We start from the raw sequence: 12,737 nt of genomic DNA, 5'->3' as shown, positions 1-12,737 counted from the left end.
AAATTAATACCTTTATTGACCATTCTATGTTTAGATGTGTATAGGTTATACATTTAGTTATTTTTTAAGTACAACGTTCAAAATTGAATGGTTAAAAGGATACAAGAATCATGTCATCTGATTTTTATGGCACTAGTGCCACTTACGCTCGCCAAGAAAGTGGTTATCGTGAAAAAGCACTAAAATTATACCCTTGGGTTTGTGGCAATTGTGCTCGTGAATTTGTTTATTCAAATCTTCGTGAATTAACGGTTCACCATAAAGATCACGATCATACTAATAACCCAAGTGACGGCAGCAACTGGGAATTACTGTGTCTTTTCTGCCATGATCATGAACACTCTAAATACACTGAACATGATCAATACGGCACTGAAATTAGAGCTGGTGAAGATGACCATAAAGCAGCAACACACAATCCATTTGCTGATCTAAAAGCAATGATGAAAAAATAATAATTAAAAATAATGGCCTTTAACTAAATAAAGGCCATATTAAATTTGGCTAGTTGTAAGAATGAAGATCGAAAACAGTCCTGTAACACAACATGACTTTAATGGTACGCGCTTTTATCTAAAACGTGATGACCTACTCCACCCTCAATTCTCAGGTAACAAAGCTCGAAAATTCATGGGGCTGCTAGAGAGTGAATTCCAAAACATAAAAACCATCATTGGCTATGGTTCTCCGCAAGCAAATTCCTTATATTCGATGGCTGCACTGGCTAAATTAAAGCAGTGGCATCTTCATTTTTATGTGGATCATATCCCATCCTATTTAAAAGAGAATCCAATTGGTAATTATCGAGCGGCTTTAGAGTTAGGCGCTAAGATCATTCCTCTAAATAAGTTAGAACACGCTAAAGACGACGATGGTTCTACTACTTCATCTGCTGAATACATTTGCAAGATACGACAACCAAAAGAAGATGAAATTTATATTCCTGAAGGTGGCCGCTGCCGTTTAGCTGAAAGTGGTGTCCAAAAGCTAGCAGAAGAAGTATTAGCCTGGAAAAAAGAAGAAAATATAGAGCACCTAACCGTCGCATTACCATCAGGAACAGGAACCACCGCACTATTTTTACATAAACACTTAAAACCTCACGACGTTAAGGTTATTACGTGTTCTTGTGTTGGTGGCGATGAGTATCTTGAAAAACAATTTTATCAATTAGGTGAGACCGATTTCCCTGAAGTTCTGACTCCAGAGAAAAAACACCATTTTGGTAAACTATATCGAGAAAACTACGAGATCTGGAAAGAGCTATACCAACAGACTCAAGTTGAATTCGAGCTATTGTATGACCCTCTTATGTGGCGCTGTTTAACTGAATGGCTACCTAAAAATACTGACCAGACCTTAATGTATATTCACCAAGGTGGATTACTTGGGAATGAAAGTATGCTTCCAAGATACAAACGAAAGTTTGACTAATTTTAATATTAATATATACAGCTGTATAAAAAATTATCTTTAGGACTTCTGATGAAAATCAAACCATTTCTATTTGGCCTTATTGTTTTAGCAAACAATGCAATTGCGGGCTCTCTTACTCAAAACATTGAAGCTATCGAGCTATCAAGTGGAGGTTACATTGGGGTTTCTGTACTGAATACTGAAACAAACAAAACATGGGAATATAAAGGCGACCAACGCTTTCCTATGATGAGTACCTTTAAAACGCTCGCTTGTGCAAAAATGCTTTACGATTCAAGCGTTGGTGGCATTGATAAATATAAAACCACCTCTATAACTAAAGAACAAATTATACCTTGGTCTCCTGTAACAGAACCTTTAGTTGACCATATGATCACCACTAAAAAAGCATGTGAAGCAACCATGCTAATGAGTGACAATACTGCGGCAAATATTGTATTAAATGAAATTGGTGGCCCTAGCTCTTTAACTCAATTCCTGCGTGCTATTGGTGATGATAAAACACGCCTTGATCGCATTGAACCTGAATTAAACGAAGCTAAAAATGGTGATAAACGAGATACAACAACACCCGTTGCTATGTCTCAAACACTCAACGCTTTGTTATTTGGTAACACTTTAAACCCACAGGATGAACAAACATTAAAATCTTGGATGATGAATAACAAAGTGTCTGACCCACTACTGCGCTCTATTTTACCTAATAACTGGTCTATTGCTGATCGTTCAGGCGCTGGCGGTTTTGGTTCTCGTGGCATTACAGCCGCAGTATGGAACGACAAACACCAACCAATTATTATTAGTATTTACTTAACTCAAACAAAGCTTGATATGGCTGAACGTAATCAAGTTATTGTTGAAGTTGGTAATGCCATTTTCAACGAATTTAACATTAATTAAGAACAGAATTATGATCATTTTTACTACCAACTTTGGTGATATTCACATTGAGCTAAATAAAGAAAAAGCACCTGTTAGCTCAAAGAACTTTTTAAAATATTGCCAAGATGGTTTCTACGAAGGCACCATTTTTCACCGTGTTATCAAAGGTTTTATGATTCAAGGCGGTGGTTTTACTGCTGATATGCAAGAAAAAGAGATGCGTGCACCTATCGTTAATGAAGCAAACCGTGGTTTAAAAAACTTAAACGGTACTATTGCAATGGCTCGTACTGATGCGCCGCACTCAGCCACAAGCGAATTCTTCATTAATATTGCTAATAATACGTTCCTTGATCATACGGCAACAACAAATGCGGGCTGGGGTTATGCCGTATTTGGTGAAGTAACAATGGGCATGGATGTCGTGAAAAAAATTGCCAAAATTAAAACTAAATCCATCGGTGAGTTTGACGATGTTCCAAAAGAGAGTATTGTTATCGAGAAAGTGACTATCGTGGGCGAATAACACCCATAATCACTCGATAAAACACAAAAAACGGTGCTAATTACAGCACCGTTTTCGATCGCCCCTCTAATTGATTTTTCTGGGACAATACAAATAACTTAAAGATAATCCCATGTTATTATCTATTTGAAATATGGAACTTCATTTATGTCTTTATCTAAAACGTTAAAACATATTTTTGCTTCTCTGCTTTTTTTCATCTCTTCAATTTGCTTAGCCGACACAACACTTCCGTTATCGCCAGAAAAGATAAGCTCACCCTACCCTAATGTAAAAGTGACTTCTCTTAATTCAGCGCAATCTCTTATCAATGAATTTAAGCAGCATCAATATCAATTAGCTAACGTAATAAAAACGGAACAAATCCCAACGTTCTTTGTTGAAAACCTACCGGATGATTTAAATTCATTACCAGTTCAAGAAAAGATCTCTGGATTTATTCGTTTATTACTTCCTACCATCATTGAGGTAAATAAACAGATAAGTGCAGTTAGACATGACGTTATTACGTTGTCGAAACAACCTAAAAGCGAATGGTCGAAAACGGAAACGGTATGGTTACAGAATTTAATGACGTCTTATGATATTAAGTCAAACACCATTGACGACCTACTCTTACGCCTTGATATTATTCCTGTTGGAATGGTATTAGCACAAGGGATTGATGAAAGTGGCTGGGGAACAAGCTATTTCGCCGTTAAAGGCAATGGATTATACGGTGAACATTTATCATCTAAAGGTGGTAAATATTTAAGTACTCCTGGTGGCCACGTAAAAGTAGCAGCATTTGATAATTTATTCGCTGGTACTGCACGCTACATGTATAACTTGAATACCACATCGGCTTATAAAGATCTTTGGAAACTACGTCAACAACTACGCTCAGAAGGGAAATTATCAGGTTATGAGCTAGTCGAGTCTTTATCTCACTACTCTACCCGTGGTGAAGCTTATGTTGAGAATCTGCAAGCATTAATTAAGCATCATAAATTAGATAGTTTTGATCAGGTGACATTTGATAGCTCAACGCCAGTTCGAGTGAGATTTTAGAATTAGGGACTAGGGACTAGGGACTAGGGACTAGGGACTAGGGACTAGGGACTAGGGACTAGGGACTAGGGACTAGGGACTAGAAAAAATAAAGGTTGCGACTTTTTAAGCGCAACCTTTTCTTTATTTGAAATTAAGCAATTAACTTAAAGTGACAAAATCACACCGGCAATCGCAGCACTCATTAAATTAGCTAATACACCTGCGGTAATCGCTCTGAAACCCATTCTCGCAATAAATGAGCGACGTTCAGGAACAAGACTACCTAAACCACCAATCAAAATTGCCATGGTTGAAATATTTGCAAAACCGCACAATGCAAATGTAACTATCGCAACAGAATGTGGACTTAGCTGATCTTTCACTTCCATTAATTGAATAAAGGCAACAAATTCATTTACCACGATCTTATTACCGATTAATGAACCAGCAAGAATTGCTTCATTCCATGGCACACCTAAGATAAAAGCGACAGGCGCAAACAGATAGCCAAGAATTAACTCAAAGCTTAGTTTAATACCAAAGATATCACCAACGTGCCCTAGTAAACCGTTAAGTAAAGCAATCACACTGACAAACGCTAATAGTGTCGTACCCACCGCAACAGCGATACGTAAGCCAGACATAGCACCATCAGCTAATGCTTCAAATACATTAGTTGCATGATCAATCTCAACAGACGTGATTTCATCATCATTATTGGCTTCATCACCCGGTGGAACCATCATCTTAGCCATTAATAATCCTGCTGGTGCAGACATGAATGCAGCAGAAATAAGGAAATTAAGATCCACACCTAATGAGGCGTAACCAACCATGGTTCCGCCAGCTACCGAGGCTAAACCACATGTCATTACAGCAAAGAACTGAGAATCGCTCATGTGCTTTAAGTAAGGTTTAACAACAAGTGGAGCCTCAACCATGCTTACAAAGATGTTAGCCGTTGCTGCAAGTGATTCTGCGCGTCCTGTACCGAGTAATCGTTGTAGTCCACCACCAATAAAGTTAATTACTTTTGGCATGACTCCAATATGATAAAGAGCTGAGATAAGAGCAGAGAAGAAAATGATGATACCAAGAACATTAATGGCAAATACAAAGCCTACTTTTCCTGTTGCTAAACCACCAAATAAAAAGGCAATGCCTTGTTGGCCGTAATCAATCACACCTGACACACCAGCAGTAACTGAATTTAATACTTCTTTACCTGCAGGAACATACAGAACCAATAAAGCAAAGATAATTTGTAATCCGAACGCCAAAGAGACGGTTCTAAGAGGGATATTGCGGCGATCTGTCGAACACAAATAAGCAAACAGTAGAATGGCAAAAATACCAAGTAAAGATGTCATGATAGAAACCTATGCTATCGAAAATGAGTCCGCATTCTAATCCGCAAAGGTTTGCGTGCAAGTCGACTTTGCTATCACTCTGTTAATGAGACGCAGGTCACATTATGTGCAGTAATTAACTGATTGATTTCTTGTAATAAAAACAATCAGAAATACGATTGTTTCCATATGGAAAAGATATTTATTTCATGGCACATAATCGCTGTAACTCATTGATTAAAAAGGCAACAATTTAAAGTATAAAATTCAATCAATGAGGAATAGCAAACGTTACAATTTCACTCGCTTCATGAGCGCTTTATCCCAATATGGCGGTTGTCCTATATGTTCACGTAGAAAATCGATGACCGCACTTATCTTTCTTGGAAGGTGTTTTCGACTTGGGTATACCGCATAAATTGGCATTTTCTGACTTGCTTTCCAATCCGGTAATAACTGAATCAGTTTGCCATCATTAAACTCATCAGTTAGCAAATAACTGGCTAAATAAGCAATTCCCCATCCAGATATAGCCGCATCTCTCACGGCTTCTGCTAAATCAACTCGATAATTGCCAGACACTTTTACACATAACGCCTCATTTCCTTTACTGAAATCCCAATGGCTGTAGTCACGATGACGACTCTGGTAAGTAAGGCAATTATGCTCAACAAGATCTAAAGGATGATGAGGTACTTTTTTATCAATAAGGTAATCAGGAGATGCAGCTAAGACAAAATTAGAGTCAGCTAATCGCTGTGCTACATAACCTTCTGGTAAGTCTTCGAAATTGGTTACCCACAAGTCTAAACCATCTTTAAGCATATCAGCTCTATGATCAAATAAACGCACTTCAACTTGCAAATCAGGATATTGATGACGCAGCTTATCAATGGCTGGAATAATATGCATAGTGCCAAAAGATTGAGATAAGCCTAAACGTAAGATGCCAGTCACTTCATCACGTTCATCATCCATAATGGCGCTGGCTTCTGTCATTGCGCTGTATATCTTCTCGCAATATAAAAAAAACTGCTGACCTGCATCCGTTAAAGTGAGTGAACGCGTGGTTCTATGTACTAATTTTACATTAATGGTTTCTTCAAGAGCTCCGAGTTGCTTACTGACATGTGACGTTGATACGCCCATTTGCTTTGCTGCAGCAGTAAAACTCCCAGCTTTAGCTAAGGCGTAAAATATCACCATTTGGCTGGCTCGTTCATGCATCTATCTGCTCCTCAAACTCAAAGAAAAATTGGGGCGCAGATAGTAACACTAGATGGTAAAGCTAAGCTAATTTTTGGCATTTTATAAAAATGAAATTAGGATTCTTTGAAAGGTAATCATAACGCTCAGGAGACATATCTTTAACTACCTCTGATACCTTTCCTTCAGATACTTGTGTCACAACTAAACCAGATTTTGTTATCGCTTCAATTAATTCAGTTAAAGAACGGCGATAAAATCGAACTTCAAGCGGCTCACCGACAGTGTCCCACATCTCTGTGATCAACTCTCTTTCAAAATAATTACCAGAAAGAGAACATTCAAAATCAGCAAAAGGGTGATGAGTAGAAAAAGCAAAGCTCCCACCATTTTTTAAAACACGCGCAACATCATTAAAAAGTACCGAAAGATCCTCTAAATAATGAATCATCAGTGGTGAAATAATCAAATCAGCACTTTCGCTTTCTTCTTTTATTAAACCGATGGAGGCATCTTGTGCATAAACGTTAATACGCTCACCAAATTTGCGCTTAACTATTTCGACCATTTCAGGAGAATAATCAATACAAGTTAATTTTGATGCCCCACCTTTAATTAGGTAATCTGCATAAACGCCTGAACCACAGCCCAAGTCAATCACATCACACTCACTCACATCACCAATAATAGCTTGTAATGATGGTCGCTCTAAGTGTGCATTGTAAATGTTATCTTGAACTGCTGTGTCGTATTGCTCTGCGAATGTTGTGTACATACTCGACATCAATTACTCCTAAATTCACTCAATATTGTCGCAACTGCATAATACGTGACACAACCTAAACCTGATACTTTTTACTCACCAACGTCTGTTATTTTTCAGCAAAATACTCTAATAATATTTGATGCCATTCGTTAGTTTCACGAACTTGTAATAATGCTCGATTAATTTTCTCTTCATAAGGACTATTTTCAATTAACACTAAACCGTAATTTTGTTTTTCTAATTGATACGGTAAGACCGTTAAATCTAAAAATAACTCCTTGGATTTACCTTGCTTAATCATATATCGCAATACGGCATCATCAGCGACAACGGCATCTAACTTCCCTTCTTCTAGTGCTAACAATAAACTATCCATGTCTTTATACGTATCATGAGCAATGCTGTGGTTACTCAACAATAACGATGCGGTTGTTCCTTGTTTTGCCCCCGTTTTTACTTTTGATAAATCATTAATGCCTTTTACATCAAACCTTAACTGCTCTAATGTGAGTGAACTTGCTAGTACTGCCGTGATACTGGCAATAAATACGGTAGAAAACATAGCAATTAATACCGTAACCACTCTTGCCGATAATGTTTTAAATTCAAAATAATTAAATGGTCCTTTAGTAATAAACAAAACACCCAGAATAAACGCTTCAGCTATACGTCCTCGTTTTGTAGGCATTGAATACAATTTATCGTTATTTTTACGCTCTAAGAAGTAATAAAATGCCCCTACTGAGATTGCAACAAATAAGAAAATACCAATAGCCTTCCATAAGGTTTTATTAGTAATAATGCTAATAAATGAATCAAGATAACTTCGATTTTTAACCGCTATAGCAAGGTGAGTTTCATAAAAGGAATGGGAAAAATCGACATGCTCTTCACGATCTGGGGTTATTGATATGCATGAAACACCTACGTCTATTTCACCTACTTCAGCCGCACTGAGTAACTCTTGAAGCCCATAATGACTTACCTTGTATTCAACTTGCATGATTTCAGCAATACGTTGCCAAAGAATCATACTCAAACCGTCATACTGCTCTGCGCTAGATTCAAAAATAAATGGAGGGCAATGATAAGCACCCACCTTTAATTGCGGCTGTGCTTGTGTGAAAAAAGAACTAAAAATCAATAGAATCGAGAATAAACGAACCGCTCCTCTATACAACAAACGCTTTCCCCTATCTCCTTGCATAATATGAACTCCTTAAAATATAGAGCTTACTCTTTTTATTTATATCTATAGTAAAAGGTAGCAGTGGTTATAAATAATCTCGAATATTTGTTATTGATTTTAAAACAATTAACTTGGTTCATAATAAAAATGAAATTGAAACTTTTCAGATTTTAGGTAAGCCAAAACAAAAAACAATACCTTCATAAAATCTATTATTAACAATGATTTCAATTAAATTCAGTATAAATAACCACTCTAAAGTAGTAGATAAGATTAAATACTAATCATATAAAATATTCTTGATTTTGAGAACTCATAGAGAAACATTAAAAACACACATAAAGTAAACACAATGCAATTGACAAATACTAATAACCAAAAAATATTATTTACGAAGATTAAGCATCATGAATTTCATAAAAAAACTCTCGTTTAAGCAAAAAATCCTTTTAATCATTACCCTTCCGATCATTGGGATGCTCTTCTTTTCACTTGATACACTATACAAAACCGTTTCACTACGTTCTGAACTACAAGACATTACTTCAATGACCGATATTTCAATTGAAGGCAGTTTAATTGTTCACGAACTTCAAAAAGAACGTGGCTCTACTGCAGGATTTGTTAGTTCAAAAGGTGCAAACTTTAAAAGTGAAATGCTTGAGCAACGAAAAGAAACAGATTCTGTACTCAATACGTATCTACAATCATTAAAAGAAAAAGCACAATCGATACAAAAAACAAATATTGCCGTGTATAACGATATGCAAACAATATTTACGCAGTTAAATCAATTAAATACTATTCGTAATAATGTTGATAAGTTAGCAATATCGCCATCAAATGCGGCAAAATATTATACGGATATTAACCGACTGTTCTTATCTTTAAGTAATATGATCGTTAAAACATCAACTGAGCGAACACTAACACCTCATTTGAGAAACTATTCATTATTTTTAGAAATCAAAGAATCAGCAGGAAAAGAACGCGCCAGTCTAAATAACATTTTATCAAGTTCAGGTCCTGTCCCTTTAACCTTATACAAAACATTTGTAGCACTTGATTCAACTCAAAATGCCTACCTTGCTACATTCATCGAATACGCAACCTCTAAGCAAGTTGACGCTTTAAATAAAATACTCTCTGATTCCATTTCACAAAAAGTATCGAACATTCGTGACATGGTAAATAAACAATATGTTTCTGGTAAATTTACTGTATCAGGTAGTGAATGGTATCAAGCCTCTACAAATCGAATTAATGAATTTAAACAATATGAAGACTTACTGGTTGATGATATTGAAAAAGTAATTTCACGCCTAAATAGTGAAGTAAATACGGCTATTTATTCAAGCTTATTCATTATCTTGCTTATTTTATCTATTACTATCGTTTCGTCGGTCATTATCTCTAAACTATTAATTGGTCAAGCTGTACAGCTATCACAAGTAATTGAAACGGTATCTAAAGATAAAGACTTAACCATAAGAGCAAAAGTATTATCTGAAGATGAATTAGGTGTAAGTACTAAATATTTAAATGAAATGCTTGCTGAGTTTCATTCGGTATTACAAAAAATGGATATTGGTAGCACCCAATTAGCTACCAGTGCAGAAGAATCTAATGTAGTAATGGAAGTGACCGCAAATAACTCTCAGCATGAGTTGGCGCAAGTAGAAGAAATTTCAACTGCAATCAGTGAACTTTCAAGTACATCTAAAGAAGTAACGACCAATGCAACTCATGCTGAAGAAGAAGCTCAATCAGCCATCAATAATGTCGATATTGGTAAACAACATTTAGAAAATTCGATGTCTTTAACTCGTAGCATTAATGATTCTGTTCAACAAACGGCATCAATGATTGAAGAATTAAGAGCAAATGCAGTTAACATTGGTGAAGTAACTAATGTAATCAGTTCTATTTCAGATCAAACCAATCTTCTTGCTCTAAATGCGGCCATTGAAGCGGCAAGAGCCGGTGAACAAGGTCGAGGCTTTGCCGTCGTTGCTGATGAGGTACGTAACCTAGCAGCTAAAACACAACAATCTACACAGCATATTCAAGAGATTATTTCAAAGCTTCAATCTCAATCTGAGAAAGCAAATAATAATATGATTGAGAATGTTACGTTAATTCAGAAATCAGTTGTATTAGCTGAAGATGTAAAACTGTCTTTCAATGATATTGAAAATTCAGTTCAAGCGATTTCGGATATCAACACATTAGTAGCTACTGCATCTCAAGAACAATATTCTGTTACTGAAGATATTGCTAAAAATACGACTCGTACCTTTGATTTAGTTAATGAAAACGTGTCATCAATTCATCAAACACAATTAGTAAGTCAAGAACTAGCAAAACTGGCCGAGCAGCAAAAGTCAGAGATTGCTCTGTTTAAACTTAGTTAATCTACTATGCCCACTTGTTAATCCAAGTGGGCCATTCAGTTATTACCTTTCTTTCATAAGTTATCAAAACAATAAAATGACTTAACATCATTATTCCATTTCAAAATAACTCAGAAATATATTCGTTAACGTCTTTTATTTAAGACTCTAAAATTAGATACTAGCTCATGGGTACGCTCAACGATTATTTTCTGAATATTAATTAAACAAACAGAAAATATACTACCCATAAATCAAACAATAAAATAAGAGTATATATTTTGGACAATTTTTCAAAGCTAACTATTCGCGCTCGCTTAATAATAGGATTTGGTATCACGTTATTTCTGATGCTTTTACTTACCATTTTAGGAATACAAAAAGTAAATATTATTGATCATACGTTAACTGAGATGACCGACATTAATTCAGTTAAACAACGTTATGCAATCAATTACCGTGGCAGTGTGCATGACCGTGCCATTGCTATTAGAGATATTGCTATCGCAAGAACCCCACAAGAAATTTCGCATTTAGAGAAAGAAATTAATCGATTACAAACATTCTACCGTGATTCAGAGGCGCAAATGAAAAAAATGCGCCAAGATGGTATTTCATTTACTAACGAAGAGCTTAGCATTTTAGCTAAAATCGAAAAAATTCAAAAAACAACATTGCCGTTAATCGATCAAGTTATTCGTGATAAAAAATCAGGCAAACTCACTACCGATGTTGTCTTAGATTCAATTCGCCCTGCATTTATCCAGTGGCTAGATGACATTAACCAGTTTATTGATTATCAAGAAAACAGAAACCAAATTCTTACGCCTGAAGCGAGAAATGTTGCTGGTGGCTTTCAACAATTAATGTTAATCCTTAGCATGTTTGCTTTAGCTACCTCTTTATTTATTGGTTTGATTATTGAGCGTAGCTTTAGAGTTTCTTTAGGTGGTGAACCTTGGGAGCTATCTGAGATGATTAAGAAGATCTCTGAAGGTAATCTATCTCAACGTTTTAATAACGCTTCAAGTGCTGTTGGTATCTACAATTCATTAATTATTCTTAATGAAAAAGTCGGCGCTGCGATAAGAAGCAGCAGTGATATTTCAACCCATGTTGCAACGTCATCAGAACAACTGACTGAAGTGATGCAAAACACAGCGAATAATGCTCAACATGAATTAGCGCAAGTTGAAGAGATTTCACACGCAATTAGTGAATTATCGACAACCTCAAAAGAAGTGACATCAAATGCAGTTTACGCTGAAGAAGAAGTAAGTAAAGCGATAGACAGCGTTGCTCAAGGTAACCAAACCTTAGATGAATCAATCCATTTAACTCAGAGAATCAATGAGTCGGTGCAACTAACAGCAAGTATGATTGCTGAACTAAAAACCAATGCAATGGACATTGGGGAAGTAACTGCAGTTATCAGTACCATTTCAGACCAAACAAATTTATTGGCACTCAATGCTGCAATTGAAGCAGCTCGTGCTGGTGAATACGGTCGAGGTTTTGCCGTGGTTGCTGATGAAGTTCGTAACCTTGCATCAAAAACTCAAGAATCAACACAAAGTATTCAAGAAATTATCGCTCAACTGCAGGCACAATCTGAAAAGGCAAACGACAACATGATAAGTAATGTAGAACTTATTCAAGAGTCTGTTGCTTTATCTGAGAATGTAAAATCCTCTTTCAGCTACATTGAGAATTCAGTTCAATCTATATCGAAGATGAACACCTTGGTGGCTAGCACCTCTCAAGAGCAGTTCACACTCACAGAACGAATCGCATTAAATACAACCAACACCTTTGATCTTGTTAATCAAAATGTAGCTGCGATTAATCAAACTCAACAAGCCGCTAACGAGCTATCACAACTGGCAGTCTCACAAAAAGAAGAGCTGGCATTCTTTAAAATTTAATAAATTGCACCTAATAAAAAGCCCTTAAGATC

At 36.2% G+C, this 12,737-nt stretch carries 11 protein-coding genes; 7 read left to right on the top strand and 4 right to left on the bottom strand.

All coding sequences use genetic code 11. The annotated features are described in order from the left end of the window. The first annotated feature begins 110 nt into the window (after window positions 1–110). The 5 genes from AVFI_RS05675 to AVFI_RS05655 all read left to right on the top strand — a co-directional run bounded on the left by AVFI_RS05675 (window position 111) and on the right by AVFI_RS05655 (window position 3,895). Window positions 111–455, top strand: a complete 345-nt coding sequence (locus AVFI_RS05675; protein ID WP_054775546.1) for an HNH nuclease YajD — start codon at window positions 111–113, stop codon at window positions 453–455. Window positions 456–516: 61 nt separating this feature from the next. Then, a complete protein-coding gene (locus AVFI_RS05670) occupies window positions 517–1,434 on the top strand; it encodes a 1-aminocyclopropane-1-carboxylate deaminase/D-cysteine desulfhydrase (protein WP_188863246.1) in 918 nt (305 codons plus the stop codon). Window positions 1,435–1,485: 51 nt separating this feature from the next. After that, the gene (bla, locus tag AVFI_RS05665) at window positions 1,486–2,337 is read left to right on the top strand and encodes a class A beta-lactamase (protein ID WP_054775545.1); all 852 of its coding nucleotides are present in this window, start codon (window positions 1,486–1,488) and stop codon (window positions 2,335–2,337) included. Between the two features lie 10 nt (window positions 2,338–2,347). Beyond that, window positions 2,348–2,845: a peptidylprolyl isomerase gene (locus tag AVFI_RS05660; RefSeq protein ID WP_005418862.1), complete on the top strand. Its 498-nt coding sequence runs from the start codon at window positions 2,348–2,350 to the stop codon at window positions 2,843–2,845. A gap of 147 nt (window positions 2,846–2,992) precedes the next feature. Further along, the gene (locus tag AVFI_RS05655) at window positions 2,993–3,895 is read left to right on the top strand and encodes a glucosaminidase domain-containing protein (protein WP_054775544.1); all 903 of its coding nucleotides are present in this window, start codon (window positions 2,993–2,995) and stop codon (window positions 3,893–3,895) included. Between the two features lie 146 nt (window positions 3,896–4,041). Here AVFI_RS05655 and AVFI_RS05650 read toward each other — a convergent pair whose 3' ends face one another. From AVFI_RS05650 to AVFI_RS05635, 4 genes are all read right to left on the bottom strand, one after another. Next, complete coding sequence (locus AVFI_RS05650; protein WP_017018186.1) at window positions 4,042–5,247, bottom strand: NupC/NupG family nucleoside CNT transporter; 1,206 nt, start codon at window positions 5,245–5,247, stop codon at window positions 4,042–4,044. A gap of 270 nt (window positions 5,248–5,517) precedes the next feature. Further along, window positions 5,518–6,453, bottom strand: coding sequence for a LysR family transcriptional regulator (locus AVFI_RS05645; RefSeq protein WP_005418855.1), 936 nt, complete (start codon window positions 6,451–6,453; stop codon window positions 5,518–5,520). Between the two features lie 61 nt (window positions 6,454–6,514). Then, window positions 6,515–7,216, bottom strand: coding sequence for a class I SAM-dependent DNA methyltransferase (locus AVFI_RS05640; RefSeq protein WP_054775543.1), 702 nt, complete (start codon window positions 7,214–7,216; stop codon window positions 6,515–6,517). An 88-nt stretch (window positions 7,217–7,304) separates the two neighbouring features. Further along, a complete protein-coding gene (locus tag AVFI_RS05635; RefSeq protein WP_188863247.1) occupies window positions 7,305–8,405 on the bottom strand; it encodes a transporter substrate-binding domain-containing protein in 1,101 nt (366 codons plus the stop codon). Window positions 8,406–8,794: 389 nt separating this feature from the next. Here AVFI_RS05635 and AVFI_RS05630 point away from each other — a divergent pair, with 389 nt between their 5' ends. Together AVFI_RS05630 and AVFI_RS05625 are read left to right on the top strand one after the other, a co-directional pair. Further along, window positions 8,795–10,801, top strand: a complete 2,007-nt coding sequence (locus AVFI_RS05630) for a methyl-accepting chemotaxis protein (RefSeq protein WP_012534337.1) — start codon at window positions 8,795–8,797, stop codon at window positions 10,799–10,801. A 257-nt stretch (window positions 10,802–11,058) separates the two neighbouring features. Further along, on the top strand, window positions 11,059–12,705 hold the full coding sequence (locus AVFI_RS05625; protein ID WP_080562640.1) for a methyl-accepting chemotaxis protein: 1,647 nt from the start codon (window positions 11,059–11,061) through the stop codon (window positions 12,703–12,705). The last annotated feature ends 32 nt before the right edge of the window (window positions 12,706–12,737 follow it).

It is taken from the genome of Aliivibrio fischeri ATCC 7744 = JCM 18803 = DSM 507, from assembly GCF_023983475.1.
Classification (GTDB): Bacteria; Pseudomonadota; Gammaproteobacteria; order Enterobacterales; family Vibrionaceae; genus Aliivibrio; species Aliivibrio fischeri.
Note: the sequence above shows the minus strand (reverse complement) of the source record. Positions and strands in the feature narration are given on the sequence as shown.